The 23,384-nt window shown below is 62.4% G+C and carries 16 protein-coding genes and 5 pseudogenes; 13 read left to right on the top strand and 8 right to left on the bottom strand.

All coding sequences use genetic code 11. The features are described 5' to 3' along the window. Positions 1-168 precede the first annotated feature (168 nt). Positions 169-1,047: a toll/interleukin-1 receptor domain-containing protein gene (locus ACFSOZ_RS17445; RefSeq protein WP_378926219.1), complete on the top strand. Its 879-nt coding sequence runs from the start codon at positions 169-171 to the stop codon at positions 1,045-1,047. On the opposite strand, the gene ACFSOZ_RS17440 is transcribed toward ACFSOZ_RS17445, so the two are convergent. Beyond that, entirely contained in the window at positions 1,044-1,205 is a 162-nt protein-coding gene (locus tag ACFSOZ_RS17440; RefSeq protein ID WP_378926217.1) for a hypothetical protein, read from the bottom strand. The genes ACFSOZ_RS17445 and ACFSOZ_RS17440 overlap by 4 nt on opposite strands. Before the next feature lie 342 nt (positions 1,206-1,547). Here ACFSOZ_RS17440 and ACFSOZ_RS17435 point away from each other — a divergent pair. After that, positions 1,548-1,911 (top strand): annotated as a pseudogene (locus tag ACFSOZ_RS17435) (transposase); the annotation flags it as partial. Here ACFSOZ_RS17435 and ACFSOZ_RS38740 read toward each other — a convergent pair. From ACFSOZ_RS38740 to ACFSOZ_RS17400, 5 genes and pseudogenes are all read right to left on the bottom strand, one after another. Then, a pseudogene (locus ACFSOZ_RS38740) lies at positions 1,912-2,808 on the bottom strand (ISAzo13-like element transposase-related protein); the annotation flags it as partial. A gap of 454 nt (positions 2,809-3,262) precedes the next feature. Beyond that, the gene (nadC, locus tag ACFSOZ_RS17415; protein ID WP_095090266.1) at positions 3,263-4,144 is read right to left on the bottom strand and encodes a carboxylating nicotinate-nucleotide diphosphorylase; all 882 of its coding nucleotides are present in this window, start codon (positions 4,142-4,144) and stop codon (positions 3,263-3,265) included. 1 nt (position 4,145) lies between these two features. Then, entirely contained in the window at positions 4,146-5,687 is a 1,542-nt protein-coding gene (locus ACFSOZ_RS17410; RefSeq protein ID WP_378924220.1) for an L-aspartate oxidase, read from the bottom strand. Next, positions 5,684-6,658: a quinolinate synthase NadA gene (gene nadA / locus ACFSOZ_RS17405; protein WP_095090264.1), complete on the bottom strand. Its 975-nt coding sequence runs from the start codon at positions 6,656-6,658 to the stop codon at positions 5,684-5,686. The genes ACFSOZ_RS17410 and nadA overlap by 4 nt, the downstream gene beginning before the upstream one ends. Positions 6,659-6,721: 63 nt before the next feature. After that, positions 6,722-7,687: an NUDIX hydrolase gene (locus tag ACFSOZ_RS17400; RefSeq protein ID WP_378924218.1), complete on the bottom strand. Its 966-nt coding sequence runs from the start codon at positions 7,685-7,687 to the stop codon at positions 6,722-6,724. Between ACFSOZ_RS17400 and ACFSOZ_RS17395 the strand changes: the two genes are divergently transcribed. From ACFSOZ_RS17395 to ACFSOZ_RS17375, 5 genes and pseudogenes are all read left to right on the top strand, one after another. Further along, on the top strand, positions 7,589-7,966 hold the full coding sequence (locus tag ACFSOZ_RS17395) for a hypothetical protein (RefSeq protein WP_378988326.1): 378 nt from the start codon (positions 7,589-7,591) through the stop codon (positions 7,964-7,966). The two genes, ACFSOZ_RS17400 and ACFSOZ_RS17395, sit on opposite strands and share 99 nt — an antisense overlap. 405 nt (positions 7,967-8,371) lie before the next feature. Next, positions 8,372-8,755, top strand: a pseudogene (locus ACFSOZ_RS17390) (helix-turn-helix transcriptional regulator); the annotation flags it as partial. A gap of 90 nt (positions 8,756-8,845) precedes the next feature. Beyond that, entirely contained in the window at positions 8,846-9,478 is a 633-nt protein-coding gene (locus ACFSOZ_RS17385) for an acyl-homoserine-lactone synthase (protein ID WP_378924216.1), read from the top strand. A 31-nt stretch (positions 9,479-9,509) separates the two neighbouring features. Continuing rightward, complete coding sequence (locus ACFSOZ_RS17380; RefSeq protein WP_143748885.1) at positions 9,510-9,764, top strand: transcriptional regulator domain-containing protein; 255 nt, start codon at positions 9,510-9,512, stop codon at positions 9,762-9,764. A 157-nt stretch (positions 9,765-9,921) separates the two neighbouring features. Continuing rightward, the gene (locus tag ACFSOZ_RS17375) at positions 9,922-10,317 is read left to right on the top strand and encodes a DNA -binding domain-containing protein (protein WP_379100194.1); all 396 of its coding nucleotides are present in this window, start codon (positions 9,922-9,924) and stop codon (positions 10,315-10,317) included. Positions 10,318-10,347: 30 nt separating this feature from the next. Here the strand turns inward: ACFSOZ_RS17375 and ACFSOZ_RS17370 are convergent, their stop codons facing one another. Continuing rightward, complete coding sequence (locus tag ACFSOZ_RS17370; protein WP_095090259.1) at positions 10,348-10,623, bottom strand: DNA -binding domain-containing protein; 276 nt, start codon at positions 10,621-10,623, stop codon at positions 10,348-10,350. A gap of 120 nt (positions 10,624-10,743) precedes the next feature. Between ACFSOZ_RS17370 and ACFSOZ_RS17365 the strand changes: the two genes are divergently transcribed. Beyond that, complete coding sequence (locus tag ACFSOZ_RS17365; protein WP_095090258.1) at positions 10,744-10,989, top strand: helix-turn-helix domain-containing protein; 246 nt, start codon at positions 10,744-10,746, stop codon at positions 10,987-10,989. A 207-nt stretch (positions 10,990-11,196) separates the two neighbouring features. Further along, a complete protein-coding gene (locus ACFSOZ_RS17360; RefSeq protein WP_245331278.1) occupies positions 11,197-12,384 on the top strand; it encodes an IS110 family RNA-guided transposase in 1,188 nt (395 codons plus the stop codon). Here ACFSOZ_RS17360 and ACFSOZ_RS17355 read toward each other — a convergent pair. Beyond that, positions 12,327-12,557, bottom strand: a pseudogene (locus ACFSOZ_RS17355) (integrase core domain-containing protein); the annotation flags it as partial. The gene ACFSOZ_RS17360 and the pseudogene ACFSOZ_RS17355 overlap by 58 nt on opposite strands. Positions 12,558-12,787: 230 nt before the next feature. Between ACFSOZ_RS17355 and ACFSOZ_RS17350 the strand changes: the two are divergent. From ACFSOZ_RS17350 to ACFSOZ_RS17335, 4 genes and pseudogenes are all read left to right on the top strand, one after another. Continuing rightward, a pseudogene (locus tag ACFSOZ_RS17350) lies at positions 12,788-13,247 on the top strand (IS110 family transposase); the annotation flags it as partial. A 1,390-nt stretch (positions 13,248-14,637) separates the two neighbouring features. Continuing rightward, positions 14,638-20,925, top strand: a complete 6,288-nt coding sequence (locus ACFSOZ_RS17345; RefSeq protein ID WP_379100192.1) for a shikimate kinase — start codon at positions 14,638-14,640, stop codon at positions 20,923-20,925. A 349-nt stretch (positions 20,926-21,274) separates the two neighbouring features. Further along, positions 21,275-21,490, top strand: a complete 216-nt coding sequence (locus tag ACFSOZ_RS17340; RefSeq protein ID WP_095090521.1) for a helix-turn-helix domain-containing protein — start codon at positions 21,275-21,277, stop codon at positions 21,488-21,490. Between the two features lie 721 nt (positions 21,491-22,211). Then, positions 22,212-23,162, top strand: coding sequence for an ArdC family protein (locus ACFSOZ_RS17335; protein ID WP_379100190.1), 951 nt, complete (start codon positions 22,212-22,214; stop codon positions 23,160-23,162). The last annotated feature ends 222 nt before the right edge of the window (positions 23,163-23,384 follow it).

Here is a 23,384-nt window from a genome sequence, read left to right as displayed (position 1 = left end):
AGCCGACACGATCATCGCTGCCAACGAGCTCATCAGGCCTGGAGCGTCGCCTGTTAGCCGCAATATGGAAAACCGAAGACGAAGATCCTGCTAGCGTGGAATCTGCGCTCGCGGCCTTCCTCACGAGGCTTCTGCCCTGACTCGAAGACATCACCTGGAAAGCAAGCTATGTACAATCTTTTTGTCTCGGGATGGTCAGACCAGTGGAAAGGCGATCCCTGTGTGCTTGATGCCAGCCGCTGCGTCCGCCACCATGAATATACGGACGAGCAGATCGCCGATCAGTATGGCTCGCTCGACCAAGTGGCGCTGAAGGAGCTGAAGCGCCTGCCCTCTATCTTCGCCTACGAGGCTGGCTGTAAGCTCGACCCGAAATTTGGCCTCATTCGCGAGGTCACCGTGCGCCGCGGCCAGGTGCGGATCGAATACGAGATCATCCCGGTCGATCCGTTCCTCGCGGCGGCCGATTTCGATTCCCTTAGTTTTGAGCTGGACATCGGCAACTGGGAAATGAACCGCACCCATTGGGCAGTCAAGGACGTGAACCTGCCCAAGGAACTGCACGCCGCACGCGGCATCATGCTGCCGTCATGGACCCGGCAGGCAGGGCGGGCCGTGGACATTACCCGGCACAATTTCGATGTCGGCCTCTCCTTCCCCGGTGAGGCGCGTCGGCTGGTGGAAGAGGTCGCCCGCGAGCTTGAGGCGCGCATCGGCCCCAACGCCTATTTCTACGACAACAATTACGTGTCCCAGCTCGCGCGGCCCTCGCTCGACACCCTGCTCCAGGACATCTACCGCAACCGGTCCAAACTGATCGTCGTCTTCCTCGGTGAGGACTATCAGCGCAAGGATTGGTGCGGCGTCGAGTTCAGGGCCATCCGCGAGATCATCATGGCGCGCGAGGATCAGCGCGTCATGTTCGTGCGCGTCGACGACGGCGCCGTCGACGGCGTGTTCCGCACCGACGGCTATGTCGATGCGCGCCGCTTTTCGCCCGCCCAGATCGCCCAGTTCATCGCCGAACGCGCGGCCCTCATTGCCTAGCCGTCCAGCGCGGTTGCCGGCAGCGCGACGCAGCAGCGGTCGACTAGGACATGGCGGCGCTTGGGCGCGCCGGGATCGGTGAGCCGCGGCGTCGCCGAGATAATGGCCACCTTCCAGCCCGACAGTCCCGGCTGCGGCGCCTGCATGACGACCGACAATACGGAGCCCGCGACGCTCGAGCTCGGCCACGCACTTCAGAATGTCGTTGTAGAGATCGCGCCGCCCGCGATCCGATCGCCTGCGCAATCCGATCGAGCGCCTCGTCGCTGACCTTGTCACCGCGTTCGACACGTTCGAATGTGGACAGGGACACGCGCGCGAAGTCGGCCAGCGTCGTGGCCTTCCACTGCTTGAGATGCCGACCCCAGCGCATCATCATCGCGACGAGTTCGATGGCCGGGGCCGTGGGGACAGAGCTGGCTCCGCAAAATCGGACAGTGGCATAAGTGGATTTTCTGCCTGAGATTGGCGAGGATTCTCGCCGGGAATCCGGAGTTGAGATGACGAAGAGAAGCCGCCGGACGCATCACCGGCATTCAAGGCGAAGGTGGCGTTGGCCGCGGTAAAGGGGGAGAAGACGCTTTCGGAGCTGGCGCAGCAGTTCGACGTTCACCCGAACCAGATTACGACCTGGAAGACCCAATTGCTCGAAGGCGCCGCGGGCGTGTTCGGGCAGGACAAGGCGGGTTCGAGCGAGGCGCCGGTCGATTTGAAGGCGTTGCACGCCAAGATCGGTGAGCTGGCGCTGGAGAATGATTCTTTGTCCGGCGCGCTCAGCAAGGCCGGCCTGCTGAGCGCAAAGCGATGATCGACCGCGACCACACTCTGCCTGTGGTGCGTCAGGCGAAGGTGCTGAAGCTGGCCTGAGTAGTTCCATTCAGGATGGAACTGATCGCTTGTGATGTCGAGGCGCTTCATCTCGGCATTGCTGACCTTGACACCCTTCTGGTAGCTGCGCGTGTTGAGTGCGCTCTCGACTTTGAGACCGGCCTTTGTCGAGGTGGCGCCGATCAGTTCGACCACTGCTATGCGATCCGTGAGTGGCCGGCCGCGCCAGTTCTGCGTGATGTGGCAGAACAGCAAACAGCCGATGCTCGACCTTGTTCCACTTCGATGTGCCCGGCGGATAGAGGTGGACGCGGATCACCAGCCCCGTCTCGTCGGCAAGCCTTTGCAGCCCGACGTTCCAGAGCCGCACGCGCGCACCGTTCGAGCCAGCAACGGATCGACTGCACGGCGAACTCGGCCATATCGCTCGTGAGCCCGACGCTGACGAAGCCGGCGTTGGCGCTCACGTCGTCCTTGCCGAGCTTCTTGTCCTCGAAGTCGTGCACGTTCACGCGGTGCGGGTCGCCTTTCGGGCGATAATCGGTTCCGCCATTCTTGAAGTTGCCGACGAGCTCATTCTTCTTGGTTTCGACCGAGATGACGGGCTGGCCCGCCGCTTGCGCCGCGATGACCTTGGCGTTGATGTGCTCGAACTGGGCGTTGCAGTGGGGATGCTTGGAGCCTTCTTCCGCCTTGCGGTTGGACTGGCGCGAGAAACCGAGCTCGGTGAGCAGTTTGCGCACGCTGTTGGGGCTGATCGCGTGGCCCATGTCAACGAGCGCCGACGCCAGCTTGTCGCGGCTCTTCGACACCCACAGCAGCGGACGCTCCGGATCGCCCTGCGTCGCGGGGCTCGACGAGGCGCGCGAGGTCGGCGAGCAACGTCACATCACGCTCGCTCAGCGGCCGCGGGCCGCCGCCTTGCCGATCGACAAACCTATCCCCTTGGCCCAGCCAGAAGTACTCGTGTGGAAAGGCGATTACCGGTTTCGTTCAAAACAGAAGACCCCAGCTGCTGCCGGCAATGGCTCAACTCACGTCGTCAGCGCGGACCGCTGCATCCATTGTTTCGCCTTGAGCGGAGGAACGCTCCCTTCTAATCGCGTCACAGGATTCGGTGAAGGCGACGTCCAGTAGAAAACTGAGTGTTTCCAGCCCGTGGGAGGCCGCCATCTGGCGCAGTTCGTCGAGCCGGCATATGATAGAGCCAAGTACGTCCACGCAGTCTTTTGTTTGCTCCTGGCCCGTCACTCCCGCCTCGCCGGTTTAACTGTGTGGTCGTGCAGCTAGCAGGCTTGCGTCGACGGTCGGTGGAACTGGGGACGTGCTGGCGCAAGTTAGTCTGCGGCCAAAGGAGTTCCTGCGGTTCCGGTTCATGTCCTCTCCCTCAGTTCAGATGCCTGCTACAATTCCGGTTGGCTGGCATGTCCAGGCCAATGTCGAGGATGGGAGCGCTGTGGGTAAGCCAGCCGACCGAGATAAGGTCGACGCCGGTCGCCGCAATTGCCGAAGCCGTTTTCGGTGTCACCCGACCCGACGCCTCGGTGATAGCCCGGCCGCCGACCATCGCCACGGCCTGGCCAAGATCCTCGAGGGACATGTTATCGAGCAGTACGGCGTCGACGCTCGCCTGAAGCGCCATCTCGAGTTGGTCAAGCGTGTCGACCTCGACCTCGATCTTCACCATGTGGCCAATCGCGCCGCGCGCGCGCTCGATTGCGGTGCGGATGTCGCCGGCAACGGCGATGTGGTTGTCCTTGATGAGCACGGCGTCGTCGAGTGCGAAGCGGTGATTGGCGCCGCCGCCAGCGCGCACCGCATATTTTTCCAGAGCACGTAGGCCGGGTGTCGTCTTTCGTGTGCACACGATCTTTGCGTTATGACCGCGTACCGCATCCACCAGCGCGGCGGTAGCCGTCGCAATGCCGCTCAGCCTGGAGAGGAAATTGAGCGCCGTCCGCTCGGCCGTTAGCAGGCTGCGCGCCGGCCCGTTTACCATCGCGATGGTTTCTCCGGCCGACACTTTGCCACCCTCGGGACACCGCAACTGTATGCTGATCCCAGGATCGACCAGTAGGAAGGCAAACATGACCAGATCGAGCCCGGCAACAACGCCAGCCTGCCTGGCATTCAACGCAAACGTCGCCTTGCAATCGGCTGGGATGATTGCGTCGCTCGTAATGTCGCCAGCTCTGCCCAGATCTTCCAGGAGGGCACTGCGCACGATGGGTTCCATGATGATCTGGGGAAGCGGTGCAAGTGAAGTCATATCAACAGCTCCGTTCGGATGCTTGCCAGCTGAGCGCGACGGCATTCTCAAAGGCTGTGCAGAGCGTCAGTCGCGAGGGGAGGGCGGCAGCACCGCGCCCGGGGAAATCGGATCGGTGGTGCGAGCCGCGGCTCTCCTCACGTCGAAGCGCCGCAATCGAGATCAACATCGCCACTAGTCCCGGGTCGGCCGCCGCCGTCTCGCCAACGGCGATCGGCAGCAGAGCCGCCACGGCCTGGCGTAGCCCCTTGCCATTGCGGATGATACCAAGCGCATTCGAGACGACTTGGCGTAGGGGTGAAGGGTCAGGTCGCAAGGGACCGGCTGAAGGAAGCCTGGGCCACTGCCAGCCGGCGCAAGTGCCACCGACGCTTGCCGCTACCCACGCGGCTGTTGCGACCGCCTCGGCAAGCGAGTTGCTGGCCAGCCGGTTGGCGCCGTGCAGCCCGGTGCATGCAACTTCGCCGCATGCCCACAGGCCGGAGACGGAACTGCGCCCTTCAGCGTCAACGGCCACGCCACCCATGTGATAGTGCGCGGCCGGGCGTACCGGGATCGGCTCGATGGCGGGATCGATGCCGGCCTGCCGGCAAGCCGCGTCGATCGCCGGAAAGCGTCTGGCGAATTTCTGGCCGAGGCATTGCCGGGCGTCGAGATAGACACGACGTCCCACGGTGAGCTGACAGGAGATGGCCCGCGCGACCACGTCACGCGAGGCGAGCTCGGCGCCGGGCGTATTGGCAAGGAAGCGCTGACCGTGTTCGTCGACGAGCACTGCACCTTCGCCGCGTACGGCTTCGCTTACAAGCGGCATTGGTCGGCGGGGGCTGTCGAGGGCGGTCGGATGGAACTGCACGAATTCAAGATCGGCAAGCTCGGCGCCTGCGCAGGCAGCCAGCGCCAGACCATGCCCGAATGAGCCAAGTGGGTTCGTTGTATCGTTGAATAGGCCGCCGATGCCGCCGGTCGCAAGCACCACGCGTCGCGTCGGCAGTGCGAAGGTACCGCTATGTCGGGCCGCCAACACGCCCACAATGCCGCCCTCCGCAACCACGAGGCGAAGGGCTGTCACGCCTTCCAGGATCGTGATCGAACGTGTCCGCCGGATCGCGGCGAGGAGCGTGCGGAACAACTCGCGGCCGGTGGCGTCGCCGGCGGCGTGCACGATCCGGCGGCGCGAATGCGCCGCCTCGAGGCCGAGCCGCAGTTTCCCATCCAACGCACGGTTGAAAGGAGCACCCAGACGAATGAGATGGTCGATTGCGTTAGGTAGGGCCTCGACCACCCGCCTGGCCATCGTTTCGTCGCAAAGCCCATCGCCGGCGGCAAGCGTATCGGTGAGGTGCAGTTCGGGGCTGTCGTCTTCGCCGACGCTCGCCGCGAGCCCGCCCTGGGCCAGCGTGCTGGAGGCGTCCGTTCCAAGCGGGGTCGTGGAGAGAAGGACGACTGGTTGCGGCGCCAGATGAAGCGCCGTCACCAGGCCGGCAACGCCCGCGCCGATGATTACTGGCGCCCCGCCAATGTCACGCATCTCTTGCGTCATACGAAGAGCATGCGCTCCACAGCCCAACGGGCCCGCTCAGCAACATGGGGATCGATCGTGACGACGTGACGGTTTTCTTCGAGCGCGCTGCGGATGTTGGCGAGCGTGATGCGCTTCATGTGCGGGCACAGGTTGCAGGGGCGTACAAACTCGATTTCCGGATGTTCGACGGCAATGTTGTCACTCATCGAGCACTCCGTCATGAGCATCACACGCGCTGGCTTGTGCTGTCCGACGTAGTCCGACATCGCCGCCGTCGAGCCAGCGAAGTCTGCCTCCGCCACGACCTCCGGTGGACATTCAGGGTGAGCAAGCACCGTTACGCCGGGATAGGCCTCGCGCAGCTCTTGAATGTCGGACGCTGCGAAGCGCTCATGCACCTCGCACCGTCCCTTCCAGGCAATGATCTCGACTTTTGTCTGCGCGGCGATGTTTCTCGCCAGATATTCGTCGGGCAACATGATCACGCGAGGCGCGCCGAGCGACTTCACCACCGCCAGCGCATTCCCCGAGGTGCAGCAAATGTCGGACTCAGCCTTCACGGCGGCGGACGTATTTACATAGGTGACAACCGGAACTCCCGGATAACGCTCACGCATCAACCGCACGTCCCATGCCGTGATCGAGTCGGCCAGCGAGCAGCCGGCGCCGAGATCCGGGATGAGTACTGTCTTGTCGGGATTGAGCAGCTTGGCCGTCTCAGCCATGAAATGCACGCCTGCGAGCACGATGACTTGCGCCTCGACCGTCATTGCCTTGCGGGCGAGAGCCAGGCTGTCGCCGACGATGTCGGCCACGCAATGAAAGATCTCCGGCGTCTGATAGTTGTGGGCCAGGATGACGGCGTTGCGTTGGCGCTTCAGCCCCAGGATTGCGTCGATGTCGTCGCTGAAGGCCGACCATTCGATTGACGGAATCACGCGGCTGACGCGATCGTATAGGGAGGTGGCCGTAGGTAACGCCCGCGTCATCGGCGCCTCCAATTATAGTCAATCTGGTTATAAGGGGATATTTCTACACCGACTATAAGGATGTCAAGACCGCGCCAGCGGCAATTTTGTCCCAGCTATGACCGTCTCGTCGAGAATGGCATGACGGAAGCGATAAAGCTTGGCGGGCCGCCCGCCGGTTTCCGTGGTGGTCTCGCCTGTTTCCTCGACTAGCTCCTGCTGCTCGATCAGGCGGCGGAAATTCGGCTTGTTAACGAGCCTGCCGGCGAGCGCCTCCACGGTTCGCTGCAGCTGTAGAAGCGTGAAAACCGGCGCCATCAGCTCGAACACGACGGGCCTGTATTTGATTTTGGAGCGCAACCGCGCAATACCTGTTGCCAGGATGCGGCGATGATCGGCGACCATCGATCTGCCCGGCATCGGGGCGAGGGCACCCGCATGCTGCCCGCCGCGAGCCGCCTCTTCAATCAACGCAGCCTCATAGAGCAGCTCATAGCGTTGAAGAACGAGCTCCTCGTTCCAGCCCAGATCGTCGAAGCCGAAAGCGACTGCTGCCCGCCGCTGGCGCTCGCGACGCGCCTCGACCTCTGGCGCGCCTTGCGCCCATTCGATCAGACGGGGGCGCAGAACATCCAGCACCACCGGCGGCGTGCCGGAGCGATGGTCCTCCCACGGGAAGTAATCGTACCAGCTCCCCCAGCAGGGCTTGGCCGAGTCTCTGGCATATTCTTGCCGGGTGAGTGCGAGATAGCTGATCGAAATCACACGTTGCGGGTTTTCGGCGCCGATCCTGTCGCGGTCGGCGAATGTGTAGAGCTGCTCGATGTAACCAAGCGGCTGACCGGTTTGCTGTTCGACCCATGCCCGAAGGCCCGATTGCAGCGAGCGGTGATCGAACTCGAACGGGTCCGACGGAAGTGCATTGGCCTGCCCGATGGTGAGAACGGAAGGGTGCCCATCGGTGACCGCGACCACGACAGCGATCAGATCCGCCTTGACGTCGTTGGCCTTGCGTCCGGCGCGGGCTTTTCTGGTGTCTTTTGCGTCCATGTTCCCCAAAATGGTCGCAACCCCGCCGCGAAGGAACTCAATCGATTTAATCAATCTTTATCATGCCTGCCGGAGCGTCAACACCACCAATTGCGTGATTTTAGCTCTTCCCAGCTGCACCAATGGGCTTCAAACACGACACCGGCCGGCGGTAACGTGAGGGAAGGCACCTTCGAGCGCGGTCGGGACGCAATGCCATCACACCTCCGGATATTCGTTCCCGCAGGCGCGGAACGCCACTGGTTGGCCTGCGGGCAGGGCGAGCGCGAAGCTGGTTGATTGCGCGCCGCGAGACATCGTTCTTGTCGGTGACAGCGTCGGCATCGTGCTGCTTGGCCCGCCAGCCACCCTCGGCGTTACGCCGTAACATGATGATCATGCATGCCTGGCGCCGGGAGCAGGCTAAAAACGAGCACTGACGGCAGTCGACTTGCCTTTCGACCCCCAGCACGAGGTGCCAAGCATGCTTTCCATAATGCTGCCCGGCTGATGGCGGGGACCGGCTGCGCGGCCGTCCAGCTCGAGCGCTGGCGAGCCGATGGCCCATCCGCTTGCTCGGTGCGCGGAAAACTGCGATCACGGCGATGCCGGCTTGACGTTGGTCAACGCGCTCTGGTCGCTTTCCGCGCGCCGACCCGGACGGTTCGCTTCGCCTCAACCACCAGCTCCCGAACAGCCGACCGCTGCGGTGTGACCATTGCGATTGTCGAACGCCGGGGCGGTGTCGCGGCCGTGACCTTTGCCGCTGACGAACCCAATCGCTCGTTCCTGCTCGCCGCCGAGCGCTATGAACAGGCGCTTCAACTCATGGCGACCTGTTTCCATATTCACATTCGTCGCAAGCTTGTTACCGATCGAGTGATAAGTGGTATTGCGCTGACGCTGCGGGAATATGAGTGCATGCAATGGGCGGCGCGCCGCAAGTCAGCGTGGGAGACCGGCCGTATCCTGGGCGTCAAGCGCCGTTCAGCCGCGTATCATCTGGACAATGCCAGGAAGAAGCTCGGCGTGCGCACAGTCATGCAAGCCGTGATGCAGCTTTCGGCTTCCAACAACGATCTTTTCTGACAAGCAGCTTTACCCTGTACAGTTGCACAGGATGCTTCGTGCCGAAGGTTCGCCTCCAATGCCAGGGTGATCCCTTTAAGGAGGCCCAGCGTGATTCAGCTTGTTACACCCGATTGCTATGGCGACTTTGTCGACGAACTTCATGAAATGCACCGCTTGCGTTACCGCGTCTTCAAGGAGCGGCTGGACTGGCAGGTGCCGACGAACGGCCGCTACGAGATCGATTGCTTCGATTCCTTGAAACCGAACTATCTCCTTTTGCGCGGTTTCGGCGGTGCTGTCGAGGGATGCGCGCGGCTGCTTCCGTCGACCGGACCCACCATGCTGGGCAACACTTTTGCCGAGCTGTTGGAAGGCAAGGCAGCGCCCAGCGAGCCGGATATCTGGGAAAGCAGCCGCTTTGCCCTCGATCTTCAGCCATCGACCCCCAAGGGCGCCGGCGGCGTGGCTGTCGCCACCTACGAACTCTTCGCCGGCATCATCGAATTCGGCCTGTCATGCAGTCTCGAGCGAATTGTCACGGTCACCGATCTGCGCATGGAGCGCATCCTGCGCCGCGCCGGCTGGCCGCTTGAGCGGATCGGCGAACCGCACGCGATCGGCCTAACCCGCGCGGTGGCCGGATATCTCGACGTCTCGGCCGAGACGCTTGGTTCCGTTCGGCGCAATGGCGGTTTCCATGGGCCGGTTCTGTGGGCGCCAATAGCCTGCGGCGCGATGTGATGCCTGGTCGGTTTGTCCGTGGGGCTTGTCCATGAGGTCGGTGGAGGACACCGGAGCCGACTGGCCGGACTGGTGCGATGATAGGGCGTACCAGCATACGTTTCGTCTGACGCGGCGAGAGTGGGCCTGGGAGTTCTTGCGGCGCAATCCGGCATTCCGCAACGATCTGGCCAAGGCACTGGAGGGGGCCGAATGGCTGGGCAGTCCAAGGTCGCTCGACATCATCGCGTCGCGCGCCGACCTGACGCGGTGGGGCGTTTTGTTTCGCGGACTCCTTGCGGCCTGATGCGCGTGTATTCTGGTGTCCACGCCAATGTCCCTACGTCTTGCCGATCACCGCCGAACCGGCATCTTCCTCGGCCGCGCCGCCCGCTTTCGATCTGACGGCGCCGCCATGTCGTGCCACGGTGCTTTTGGCAGGCAACGGCCGCCAGCACGTTCTGTTGCGCCCTGCTGAGCGACATCTTCAGCTCGCGGTTTCAGGTGCGACAGTCGCTCAGCGCGTGCGCCTGCAGGTCGACGCGATCTGGCCGGCCGGGCAGGCGAAGCATCGGCTATGGGCACTTGAATGCCTCAACAGCCTGGCGATGCGCGGACGGCTGCCGAATACCCTGTTTCGTGCGGAGGCGCGTGGCCGACGTCTCCGCTTCGTCCTTCGTGCGCTCGATGGGTCGCTGTCGGGGGCAACGCACCGGGTCATCGCCGAAGCCCTGCTTGGCCAAGCGCGCGTCAGGGCCGATTGGGCAGATCCGCGCGATCATCTGCGCGACCTGATCCGTCGCGCCATACGCCGCGGCCATGCCCTCATGAACGATGGATACAAGGACCTGCTCACTTGAAAATGCGGTGTGGCGCACCCGAGCAAATGGTCAGCTGCCGAACATTGCCTTGTAGCCCGTCCTCACCATCCAGTTTGCACGTCGCAGATGACTGTCAAGCGACTTTAGGGCTCGCTCCGGTTCGCATACCGGATCGAGGCCGAGAATGACTTGCGCCATCTCTTCCTTGCTTGCGTTGTCGGCCGATGCGTCCAGCAGCCGCATGTAGATCGTGAAATGCTCCCTGTCGTAGGCCGTGAGACTGTCCGACCAGGGGACTTCGTCGATAACGGGTTCATTAGGCTCGAGGCGCGATCTGTTTCCCAATTCTCTCTCTCGGTTTGTACGATCGCGCGTCCGCCCTGACGCCCGGTCAATATCCTAAAATGGGATACTCCGAAACTGGGATTAGTCGGCGAGCCGGTTCCTTCATGGCCGGTTCGCAAAATGCCGAAATCCCTTCGATCATCTCGCCAGCGCCAGATGCTGAAACAGCTGATTGCGGCGCGAAAGAACAAGGGCCTGACCCAGCTCCAGGTTGCGCAGGCGCTGGGCCGCCCACAGTCCTTCGTCGCAAAGTATGAGGGCGGTGAACGTCGTTTGGACGTCATTGAGTTTTTAGAACTAGCGGAGATTCTGGAGGTCGATCCCTGCCAGCTGCTGGCACAGGTTCCTCGTTCTCGCCACCGATAGGTCACGATAAGGGGAGCTTCAGCGAGAAACGTCCTCAAGTCGAATCCTTCAACAAGGCGTCCGGCGGGCCGAGACCGCAGGATCTGCTTCGCGATGGACCGAGCCCGATCTGCTTTGCCGGCTCCGGGCGGTCTCGGCCGCCCACCTTCCCCTCGCGGCCATGAGCAGGACCTGACGCAAGAGGAACTGGCTGCGCGCGCGCTGAGTTTGACCCAGGTTGACGATCTGAGCCGTTCGCTCGTCCCGTTTGATCAAAATAGCAGCGTAATCGTCGTTGTTGAAATGAGTGAATCGAGTTGGTTGGCGGCGGGACAGGTTCCCGGCATTGAACGCTTGCCTCTGAAAAAGTTGGAGCCTGATCCTATTGCTTTGCTGCGGCTGGTGGAGCGGTGGCGTGACGAGGCGGTCAAGGTGGGCAATGCAATCGAACGGATTGCGCTGGCCTTCGAGGCCGGGCGCGATGGGTTCTGGCTGGCGCGGTGGCTGGAGAGGCGCGGCATCGAGGTGCACGTCGTCCATTCGACTAGCGTCGCGGTGTCGCGCGAACATCGTCGGGCGAAGACCGATCGGTTGGACACGGCGATGCTGATGCGCGTCTTCCTGGGCTGGCTACGCGGCGAGCGTGGGCATTGCGGGATGGTCGCAGTTCCGACGCTCGAGGAAGAGGATGCCAGGCGTCCAAGCCGTGAGCGGGAAAGTCTGGTCAGCGAGCGCACGCGGATCATCAACCGCATGAAGGCGATCCTGGCGTGGCTCGGGATCCGCAGCTTCAATCCCAAATTGCGAAAGGCAGTACAGCGCCTTGACGGGCTGCGGACACCGGACGGTCTGCCACTGCTACCCAATACGATCGATGAACTCCGGCGCGACATGGCCCGGCTCGCCATGGTCTGCGAGCAAATCAAAGCGATCGAGAAGGCCCGCCTTGCGCGTCTCGAACAGGAGCCGGCGGCGGGGCCGCACGCGATGGTGCGTCTCATCGCCAGCATTATCGGCATCGGCATCGAGACAGCAGACATGCTGGTTCAGGAGGTGCTCTCCCGCAATCTTCGCGACCGGCGGGCTGTGGCGCGCTATGCCGGCCTGACCGGCGCGCCCGACGAAAGTGGCTCTAAGCGGCGCCAGAAGGGACTGGCGAAGGCAGGTAACGCCCGCGTCCGTCGCGGCCTGATCCAGCTTGCTTGGCGCTTTCTGCGGTTCCAGAAGGATAGCGCTCTGGCCCAATGGTACCGGGCGCGAACGGAAGGTCCGACCGCCGCACGCAAAACGAAGATGATCGTAGCGCTCGCCCGCAAGTTGCTCATAGCCTTGTGTTTAGTCCCGGCATTTTGCTGGAGCGGATTTAGCTTGAAGCGTTGTTGTTCTGTGGCCCAAGCTTCGCAGATGAACTGGTAAGGCGTGAGGCCGTTGAGGGTCTTCAGCCTACGAGCGAAGTTGTAGGCGGAGACGAAGTCTGCAAGGTGCTGGCGAAGCTGATCGTGGCTCTCGTAGTAGGTGGCATCCTTGATAGTCCGGTTCATTCTTTCGACCTGGCCGTTATCCGGTATGTGATCTGCGGTGCCTATTCGTCCTGCTGTTTCTTTGTTTGGAACGGCCTTATGGTGAGCCCATCCGGGACCTGGGGCACCGGGAGCACGAAGGTGCGGGCAGGCCGTCTTTAGACCGTTGGCTGAGAGCCCGAGCTCGTTACATGGCCGCCCCTCGCGACTTTCCCGGATGCGCTGCGAGCGCGGATCAGTAGATGTCGTGTTGCCCGCCAGCTCCCGTTCTTGACCGAGCCAGAAAGGAGGCAACAGGCATGTGCATCATCGGACTGGATATCCACCGCGCCTTCGCCGAGGCGGTGGCGTGGGAGGACGGCAGGCTCAGGCGGCTGGGCCGTGTCGACATGCGGCGCGACTGCTAGAGGCGTTTGCCGCAAAGCTGGCGCCGAGCGACATCGTGGTGATAGAGGCCACTGCCAACGCGTCCTCGGCCGCCGCGGTTGTCGCGCCGCACGTACAGAAGTGGTGATCGCAAACCCGAAGCAGGTGCGCATCATTGCCTATGCCAAGATCAAGACGGATACGATCGATGCCGGCGTTCTGGCGACAGCAGGCTTCCTGCCAGAAGTCTGGATTCCGGACGAGCCGACACAGGCGCTGCGCCGGCAAGTGACGCGGCGCAATCAGATCGTCAGGCAAAGATCGCGGTTGAAGAATGTCATCCAGTCGATCCTTCATAGCCACCTCATCCCGTCCTGCCCGCATGCCGACCTGTGAGGCGCCAGTGGCGGTTGCCGCGCAAAGCAATAAATCTCTCGCCAGGTTATTGCGATACTCGTCCAACATGAGGTCTAGTCAGGCTTCCGTCAGATACCACGAGTATGATGATACCCTCAGCGTGCAATGCGACAGGAATGACCGTGCGCAATTGTATTTTCATTTGCACTCGGGGTTGGCTATGACGGGTATTGGTCGACGTGGTGGCTTGTACAGTGGGCAAGTCAGAGCTGGGGGCGCGCAGGACATAGGGGGGGCCCGCGGTCCTGCCTCTGGACAAGGTGGCCAACAGTTCAATTCACTCATGGAGCGGATGCGTTCCGACCATGAAAATCCAGAGGGCGGACCCGTCCGCACCAGTGATATCCTGCGGGACGCGTCTCCTCATCCATCAGTTGGCGCACGCGGGAGGCGGCGCGGGTTGGATAGGGAGGAAGGCTGGTCGCATTTCGAGGATGAACCCTGGCGCGGCGATCAGGTGGCGGAGGGCTCGCAAAGGGGCGAGCGCCCGCCTCAGCGACAGGATCGTGGCGCATTCAATCGGGAAGAAGGCCCCTCGCGTTTCGGGGATGAGCCCTGGCGCCGCGAGCGCCCGCCCCAGCGACAGGATCGTGGCGCACCCTATCGGGAAGAAAGCTCTTCCCGCTCTGATGGCGAGCATTGGCGCGGCGATCGGGCGGCCGGAGACTCGCAAAGGGGCGAGCTCCCGCCCCAGCGACAGGATCGTGGCGCACCCTATCGGGAAGAAAGCTCTTCCCGCTCTGATGGCGAGCATTGGCGCGGCGATCGGGCGGCCGGAGACTCGCAAAGGGGCGAGCTCCCGCCCCAGCGACAGGATCGTGGCGTACCCTATCGGGAAGAAAGCTCTTCCCGCTCTGATAGCGAGCATTGGCGCGGCGATCGGGCGGCCGAGGGCTCGCAAAGGGGCGAGCGCCCGCCTCAGCGACAGGATCGTGGCGCATTCAATCGGGAAGAAAGCTCCTCCCGCTCTGGTGGCGAGCATTGGCGCGGCGATCGGGCGGCCGAGGGCTCGCAATGGGCTGAGCGCCCGCCCCAGCGACAGGATCGTGGCGCACCCTATCGGGAAGAAGGCTCCTCGCGCTCTGATAGCGAGCATTGGCGCGGCGATCGGGCGGCCGGAGACTCGCAAGCAAGCATGCGCCAGCGCAATCAGGCGGCCGAGAGCTCGCAATCGGGCGCGCTTCCGCAGCCAAGGCAATCCGCAAGCGACCTGGGTCCTGGACTTGGAAAGCGGCGCGTAGACGACGTAGCCGCGCAGAGCCACGCCAGCTTTGAGCGACCTGATCCACAGTATTCAGGCGAGTTGCATGCAGCACTAAGAGGAATTGCTAACGCGCGTGACATCGGGGGGTTCTCAAGAGAGGTGGTGAAGCATTCCAAGCGCCTGCGGATGCCGGATCAAGCAACGTTCATGCAAAAGGCCTCCGTCGATTTTGAACGCAAATTTGTCCCGCGCTTGGAGGAAGATATCGACGCCCGGCAATCATGGGGGTACGCCACTACGTGCAATGCGGTGAGCCGGTATGCGGGAGGGCAGGCAGGGATAGAAGCTTGCAGGGCTGTCGCAGCTCGGCTGTCGCAGCTTGATCTCGCGTTAATGAAGAAGATTGAACCGAGAGCGCTTTCGCTCTTCGCATCATCATTCGGTCGGGACCCATTGTCGACGAAATGTCGCGATGGAGCGATGAGAATCGCCCGAATTTGTCAGGATCAAAGGGGCGTACTAGGTGAGCTGGGCAGCCAAAATCTCTCGTTGCTGGCCAATGGTTTCAGCAAGTGGCCGGAAGCACCGGACTGTCGCAAGGCCACAGCCGCGATCGCCGATGAGGTCCTTCGCCGCGCCGAAAGCGAGGTCGGGCTCTCTGACTTTATGCAGGAGCATCTGACGTGCCTGGTAAATGGTTTCAGTAAGTGGGCGGAAGTGCCGGACTGCCGCGAAGCCACAGTGGCGATCGCCAGTGAGGTCCTTCGCCGCGCTAAACGCGACGTCCGGCTCTTTGACTTTACTCAGCAGGGGCTGGCGACCCTGGTGAACGGTTTCAGCAAGTGGCCGCAAGCACCGGACTGTCGCAAGGCCACAGTCGCTATCGCCGAGGCGGTCCTTCGTCGCTCCGGAAGCGGCGCCTTGATCTCTGATTTTACTCCGCAGGACCTGGCGAACCTGGTGAATGGTTTCAGCAAGTGGCCGCAAGCGCCTGGCTGCCGCGAGGCCACAGTCGCGATCGCCAGCCAGGTCTCTCGCTTTGCCAAACGCGAAGCCCAGCTCTCTGACGTTACTCCGCAGCACCTGGCGAACCTGGTGAACGGTTTCAGCAAGTGGCCGGAAGCGCCGCACTGCCGCGAGGCCATAGTCGCGATCGCCAGCGAGGTCTCTCGCCGCGCCAAACGCGACGTCCGGCTCTTTGACTTTACCCAGCAGGGGCTGGCGAATCTGGTGAACGGTTTCAGCAAGTGGCCGGAAGCGCCGGACTGCCGCGAGGCCACAGTCACGATCGCCGGCGAGGTCTCTCGCCTTGCCAAACGCGAAGCCCAGCTCTCTGACTTTAATGCGCAGGACGTGGCAAACCTGGCGAACGGTTTCAGCAAGTGGCCGGAAGCGCCGCACTGCCGCGAGGCCACAATCGCGATCGCCGGCGAGGTCTCTCGCTTTGCCAAACGCGAAGCCCAGCTCTCTGACGTTACTGCGCAGCACCTGGCGAACCTGGTGAACGGTTTCAGCAAGTGGTCGGAAGCGCCGGACTGCCGCGAGGCAACAGTCGCGATCGCCGGCGAGGTCTCTCGCCTTGCCAAACGCGAAGCCCAGCTCTCTGATTTTAATGCGCAGGACGTGGCAAACCTGGCGAACGGTTTTAGCAAGTGGCCGGACGGAGGGGCCTGTCGCGAGGCCACAGTCGCTATTGCCGAGGCGGTCCTTCGTCGCTCCGAAAGCGCCTTGATCTCTGATTTTACTCCCCAGAACCTGGCCAACCTGGTCAACGGTTTCAGCAAGTGGCCGGACGAGACGGGCTGCAGCAAGGCCACGGTCGCAATCGCCGGTGAGGTGCTTCGCCGTGACAACCGGCTCTCTGATTTTAGTCCGCAGGGATTGGCGAACCTTGTGAACGGCTTCAGCAAGTGGCCGGAAGCAGCGGCGTGCCACCAGGCAGTCCTGGACATCGTGCGCAAACTGGGCTCCGGAGGCCAACGATTCGGAACGTTCACCACACTTGAGCTCGGCATGATGGCCAATGCTCTGGGGCGAAGTGTCACCAGGGGAGAGGACACAGGAGAGATCATAGAGACCGCTCTGCTGAAGGATCGGCTACACCAGCTGGCCCGCTACCTTCACTATGCCAGTGATCGTCTGGAGCAGACCCACGTTCTGAACATCGCCGTGATTTTCAAGGCGCTGGCCAAGGCTCGATTGTTTGACGATCTCGGTTTGCTCGCACGGCCGGCGTTGGATCGGCTTACGGAATTGCATCGTGCCCCTGGTTTTGCCGCTGAGAACAACCTCGAAACCATGGGCAATCTCTGCCTCGCCGTGCTGCCGCTGGCGCGCAGCCCGCGCAAGAGCCTGCGCTGGCATCGGAGGCAGGCTCTGAATTTGCTGAACGACATTCAACCGATCGTCGAGCATAAGATTGAGGCGCATCTCAAAGCAGGCGATGGCGAGCGGACCCGTGGCCCGTACTCGAGCCGTCGCCCCGCCTTGTCGATCTATCAAGTGCTCAAGACCCGCACGGTTCTGGCGACATTGTTCCGCCGGCCGTATGTCGAGGGCAAGAAGTCCGATTTGCGGGTGAGGCAAGAAGAGCTGCAGTTCAAGACCAAGGAGATTTTGGAGAAAACGGCCGGCCTCATCGAAGGCGACCTTTCCACCATGAGTTGGAACCTGATCGCGGAGATCGCGGCAGAGACCCCGCTTGATGGGCTGGACACGTTCATGGCGCAGAATGTGGCGACGGTCCAGGCCCAACATCCAGCGTCGGTGTTCGACGTCCATCAGGTGTTGCGAGCAATGGACCACGAGCCCAGACCGCCGCAAGGTGAGGCGGGACTGATGCAGTTGCCGGTGGTGGACATGCAGGGCCGGCCAGTGGCCACGGAGCCCGAGACACGCTATTCGATTTTTCATCGCCTGACCTCGGGAGCTTTGCCAGTCGTCGCGGTGCAGCTGCCAGGAAAGCCCAGCCCCTTCATGCTGGCGCGTACGGTTACCGTCGAGGGTGTGCCATACCGCATGGACCTGTTCGGCGGAAGCAAGTTAAAACCACCGAAACCGACCCTCTCGCAGCTCGCCGCCCGCGCCCCGGACGCCGCGGCAGCCATGTCTCCTGGCGGAAAGCTGCTGGCCATTCCGTATGCCGATACCGCATCGGGCACGGCGTTCGAGCAGCTATTGCGCGCATGGGCCCCTTTCAAGGAGGCATATTATTATACGCAGCGCAGGGGTTTTGCCGCGCCTCCAGCAATCAAGGGGCTGGGCCCTCACGACTACGCGCTGGAGGGCGCCTTCAAACTGTCGCTGCTGCCGGATCGCCCTGCGAACCAGGAACATCCCTTCAAGCTAACTGGGCCGGAAGGCCCGATCGCCTTGCGATCGCATGATGGCTGCGGTTTCATCAAGGCCTCGCTGGCCAACCGCATGCCGGCTGTTCATCGCGCCCGCCGGCAGGAAGGTCCTGATCGGGTGCCTGCCTTTGCTGAGGGACGCAGATCGTCCCTGCCTGCCTCGGCGCTGCAACATTATCCACGCAGCGAGTCGGTGGCCGATGAGGCGCAGGAGAAGGCCAAGACCTGGCTCGAGAGCCGACAGGGGCAAAGGCTGTCGGCCGAGGAGCTGTTTCGAACCGTGACTGGCGGACATATCGACGGTCCTGGCGCGGTTGCCATACCCTCCAGCGACGAGTGTCTCCATGTGCCGACGCTCAAGAGCGAGACGTTGACGGGGACGAGCGGCGTGCTGATCGGGCGCTCGCCCTATGACAAGCCCAACCTGCGCCCGTTTGCCCCAGAAGGAGTCAAGTCGGCCCTCGAGGGGGATCCGACCGCTGTGTTTCTCGACAACTGCACGGCCATCCAATACAGCTTCAACGTCGCCCAGAAGTCGGGGAGGGAACTGGCGGCCAACGATCCGACCTTTTTTGCCAAAGGCATTCTGATCGTTGTCCCGGATAAGATGTGGCCGGCCGCCTACGCCGACCGTGGGCTGGTGATGTCTGCCGAGGACGTCAAATGCCATGCGAGCTGGACCTCGAGCAAGGACCGCGTCAAGGTGGACACGCCGCTCGACTGCCTCGGCATCCTGCAGGCGACCGAGGTGTTTGCCCCGGGCTCGTTGGTGGCTGTCCCGACCGGTGAGCAGAAAAAACTTGACGGCGACTTCGACGGCGACACCGTCATCATCCTCGGCGACCGGCCGCAGCTTTATGAGCATTTGCGCGCGTTCGATCACCGGGAGCAAGCTCTGGGACTTCCGTCGCTGAAGCCGCCAAAGTCCCATACCCCGGCGCTTGAGGGCGACGATTACCAGTTCAGTCGCGCCCGCCAGATCCTCTCTGCCACGCAGAATGTTCTGGAAACTTATACCTGTCTGCAGCGAAGCTTTCTGGCTCAATCCCATGAAGCACGACGCTGGTTTGCCGAGCGTGCCGTCTTTGGCACCTATGAGGGCGTTCACAAGGAGCTCCGGCGAGATATCGGTCAGCTGTTGAACCAGGAAGAGGTGAGTGGCCAGGATATCCAGAACACGTTTGCGAGGGCGAGGCGCGAGATTGAGGTCGCCAAACATCCGGTTGCCCGCGAAATGGCCGAGTTGCTCGTCTCCGACCTTGTGGCATGGGCAGTCAAGCAGGGTGGACAACTCCTGCCCGAAACAATCGAAAGCGCGAACGCCGCAAACCCGAGCTTCAGCGCAAGGCTGTGCGAGCTTTTCCCGGGTCTGACCGAGACCTATCCGGCAACGCCTCAGCCACGAGACCGCATCCAGCTTTTGCTCGACCACTATCCTGCTCGCATCGATTCTCGCCCAGATGGTTACAATCCGGACGACCTCGTACAAAGCGCAACCAACTTGCTGAGCCTCGGCATCAAGGTCGGCACCGACGCCTATAAATCCGATACTGGCGCCAACCTTTTCTTCAAGAAGGGCAGCTACCTTCAGCGGCTCCTCCACCAGACACCGGGCTTGAAGTCCGTGCCCTATGTCAAGGGCGTTGCGGCGACCCTCGCCCAGGGAAGGTTTGACGTCGATGCGACCTTGGATGATCTGAAAGACAACCCCACGCTGGCCGCTGGCATCATGGAGGCCTCGATCAAATTCGCTGCGGAGCAAGGCATTCTGCCGAAACCTTCTGGCCTCCGGCCCACCGCCGAGGATGCCGACATGATGATTGCGCTGACCCGCGCGGAGGCTTCAGAGCGCGCCCAGATCGAGGCTGCCCGCGCTAGAGCCGAAGAGAGCAAAATCACCGAGGCCGCGCTCGGCGTCGCCGAAAGCCTCTGGAAAGCGGACTTCCAGATGAAGATGCCCCATCTGGAGCGCCGCTTGAAATCGCATGCCTCCATAACAGATGAACTCACCGGCATGAGCGTCCCGCCCGGCAGCGCTCCACAGCTCCTCACCAATGCTGTACGCCATGTCTTCGAAATCCCTGACGAGCATTTTATAAACGCTTTCAAGAAAGCCATGCTGGCCTTCGATGACCGGGGCTACACCGAGGTCAGCGTGGTCAACTGGTTCAGTAAGCAGACTCGAAATTTCTTGGGCATCAAGGTAGTGCTCGCCACGCCCGAAGCCTATCGCTTCGAGGTCGAGTTTCACACGCCAGGCAGCTACAGGGCCAAACTGGCCAATCACGACACTTATAAGATCCTTGGCAAGCTTCGGCAGCAGCATTCAAGCGGGGATGCTCCGCAAGCCAAGGCCGAGGAACTGATGCAACGCGCCATCGAGGTCTGTGCCGAGGTTGCGATCCCCAAAGGCGCCCATAGCATACCAAACTGGAAAGCCGAAGAGGATCCTAGATGGAGCGCTGCTGCGGCATTTGGAATGCGAGTTGGCGAAAAATCAAGAATGTCCGAGATCGCCAGGTCGCCGGAAGCAAGCCAGATTGCGCCGGCCCTCGGCGTGCGGCCGATAGCGCTCGTCGGCATGTCGGGCGTCGGTAAATCCACCATTGGCGAGCGGCTTGCAAAAGGGTTGGGGTTGAAATTCATCGACTCCGATGCCGAGATCAGGAAAGAGGCCGGCATGTCGATAAAAAAACTTTGCGAAACCCATGGCGAGGAGCATTTCAGGGAGCTTGAGGCGAGAGTGATTGCGCGTGTGCTGAAGCAAGGACCGGCAGTGCTCGCGACCGGTGACAGTTCCTTCATCCATCAGCAGACCCATGGGCTCATCCAGGACAAGGCGGTCTCGATCTGGCTCAAGGCCGATGCCGACCTGATAATGCGACGGCTCGGGAGACGACGCGGTCGCCGGCTGCAGCAGGCCTCGGACCTGCTCGGCACTATCACGCAACAGATCGCTGAGCGTGAGCCGATCTATCAAAATGCTCATCTCACGATCGCTTCGCGCAATGTGTCGCATGAGAGGCAGATGGATGAATGCGTCAGGGCGCTGCACGCCTATCTGCGTCCCGAGCCGGCCGCCGCTCAGCCGGGCGTCTAATAAATCCCGTTAATGAGTTTCCCGCTCCCGACGCGGATAAGAACCCAGGAGCATGCTCGCCCCAGTATTTCATACAAAGTGAACGAGAACCCAAGCAGCCCTCCCAGGAGTATTTGCGCCATGAAGAAAGCTGAGGCTCAGCCAGACCGGAGAGCCTGACGACACCCGAACGACGTCTCGGGTTCGCCCCGTTGTCCCAGCTGCTCCATGAACTTCGATGTAGTCGGCATCCAGCTTCTCCGCGATCATTTAATCTAGCCTTTGCATTTTGTAATCTCTCCCGTGACTCCGCCGCTTTGTCGAGAATACTCCGTGGTGAAATGCTCGATAAGAAGCTGGCCTCTCATGCATTGAGATTCGAAAGGTCTTTGCCCGCAATCTTCGCCGGCACCGACACAAAAAGAAACTGTCCCAGGAGGCGCTGGCGCATGAGGCCGGCGTCGACCGCACCTACATCAGCGCCCAGGAACGCGGCGTTTACGGTGCCAGTATCGATATGGTCCAGAAGCTCGCCAAGGTGCTTGAGGTTGATCCGGCAGCCTTGCTGGATCCTCGATCGGAATAGAGTTGTTCAACAAGGGGTCGGGCGGGTCCGGCACTACAGGATCTGCTTCCCGATGATCCTGTTGCAAATCGTTCCGAGCCTGGCGCGCAAGGGTTCTCGCGGACCGAGCCCGATCTGCTTTGCCGGCCCCAGGCGGTCTCGGCCGTCCATTTTTCCTCGCGGTCACGAGCAGCACTTGACGCAAGAGGAACTGGCGGCGCGCGCTGAGCTTGATCATGCGCTAGGTGGGCGCGATCGAACGCGCCAGCGTGAATGTGCTGGGGCGATTGGCGATCGCTTTGATCCCTGCGATTTGATCAGGCCGTCGAAGAAATAGGGTTTGAGCTTGGCGACTTGATCTCCCAAACCTGGGCGCCAGCGCGCCTTTGGCGCGCACCGGGTGCTCGTGAACCGAGCCCGCTTTTCTTCGGCAGGCTCAGGCGGTCTCGGCCATCCGGCTTCGCCCCCTGGCGCAAAAGCAGCCTTGCGGCTGCCGATGGTCGCCGTCCTTTGGCCGGCGCGGTCTTGGGTTAGCTGCCTTTCCCGGCGGCGCGGGGTGGGCGGCACTCCCTTCTAGGCCCGCCGCGGCAATCCGCAACCCTTCGCTGTCGCTCCGGGTCCTCCACTTCGTTCCGGTCCTTCGGATGCGGTTCGCCTCCGACGGCGGGCCTTTCCGGTCGCGTTTCGCCGCCCACCCCGCTTCCGGGGAAAGGCGTGCGATTGAAGAGCGGAGGATAAAACGATGCGTTCAAACAGTAAGCGTTGCGCCAACGCAAGGGCAGGCGGGCGCCCGGGCGCCAGCCTTTATCAGGAGATCACCGACCGCATTGTCGCCGAGCTGGAACGCGGCACCGTGCCATGGGTCAAGCCTTGGGGCAGGGCCAATGCCGGGCTCGGCCTGCCCAAGAACGCCGCCACCGGGCGCTGCTATTCCGGCATCAACATCCTGATCCTGTGGGGCGCCGTCATCGAGCGCGGCTATCCCTGCCAGAACTGGCTGACCTTCCGGCAGGCGCTGATCCTTGGCGGCAATGTCCGCAAGGGCGAGCGCGGCACGACCATCGTGCATGCCGACCGCTTTGTTCCCAAAGACGAAAAAGAACGCGCCGGCGACGATGGCGAGGAGCCGCGGGCAATTGCCTATCTCAAGCGCTTCACCGTCTTCAATGTCGCTCAGTGCGACGGCCTGCCCGAGCATGTTCGCGCCGCCGCCGAGCCGCTACCCGAACGCGAAATCATCCCGCAGGCCGAAGCGCTCATCCGCTCCAGCGGCGCCGATTTGCGCATCGGCGGCGAACGCGCCTTCTACATGCCCGGTAGCGACTGCATTCAGGTCCCGCCGCAGCCGGCATTTTTCAAGCAGATCGACTATTACAGGACCTGCTTTCACGAGCTTGGCCACTGGACCGGCCACCCCTCGCGCCTTGCCCGCGATCTCTCCGGCTCGTTCGGCTCCAAGGTCTATGCTCGCGAGGAACTGGTCGCCGAAATCGCCGCAGCCTTTGTCTGCAGCAGTCTCGGCATCGAGCCGACCGTGCGCCACGCCGGCTATATCGGCTCATGGCTGAAGGTGCTGCGCGAGGACAATCGCGCCATCTTCAGCGCTGCCAGCCGCGCCTCGAAAGCCGCCGATTTGCTGCTCGCTTTCCACCACGATGAAGCCGAGCCGCCGCAGGAGGGGATCGCGGCATGAGCGCCGTGCGCTTCCCATCCCCTCCAGAGCGAGACGACGCCGCAAGACGAGCAAACGCTCGTCCCCGGTGTCCGCCCGATCACCGCGCGACTGGCTCGACCGCCTCATGGAGGCGGCCGCGTGCCGCGCAAAAGCCGCTCGATATCGGCCTCTGGTGAGGAGGATCAGGGAAAGGTCCAGCGAACCTTTCTCCCGCCGAATGCCCGCAATCAACTCGACCTG

Origin of the sequence: Mesorhizobium newzealandense (assembly GCF_042682145.1) — a bacterium.
Classification (GTDB): Bacteria; Pseudomonadota; Alphaproteobacteria; order Rhizobiales; family Rhizobiaceae; genus Mesorhizobium; species Mesorhizobium newzealandense.
This window is presented reverse-complemented; position numbering and strand designations above follow the sequence as displayed.

Coding starts and splice junctions, on each gene's coding strand:
- ACFSOZ_RS17445 (WP_378926219.1), top strand. CDS start 169: ATGTACAATCTTTTTGTCTCGGGATGGTCAGACCAGTGGAAAGGCGAT.
- nadC (WP_095090266.1), bottom strand. CDS start 4,144: ATGACTTCACTTGCACCGCTTCCCCAGATCATCATGGAACCCATCGTG.
- ACFSOZ_RS17410 (WP_378924220.1), bottom strand. CDS start 5,687: ATGACGCAAGAGATGCGTGACATTGGCGGGGCGCCAGTAATCATCGGC.
- nadA (WP_095090264.1), bottom strand. CDS start 6,658: ATGACGCGGGCGTTACCTACGGCCACCTCCCTATACGATCGCGTCAGC.
- ACFSOZ_RS17400 (WP_378924218.1), bottom strand. CDS start 7,687: ATGGACGCAAAAGACACCAGAAAAGCCCGCGCCGGACGCAAGGCCAAC.
- ACFSOZ_RS17380 (WP_143748885.1), top strand. CDS start 9,510: ATGAGGTCGGTGGAGGACACCGGAGCCGACTGGCCGGACTGGTGCGAT.
- ACFSOZ_RS17365 (WP_095090258.1), top strand. CDS start 10,744: ATGCCGAAATCCCTTCGATCATCTCGCCAGCGCCAGATGCTGAAACAG.
- ACFSOZ_RS17335 (WP_379100190.1), top strand. CDS start 22,212: ATGCGTTCAAACAGTAAGCGTTGCGCCAACGCAAGGGCAGGCGGGCGC.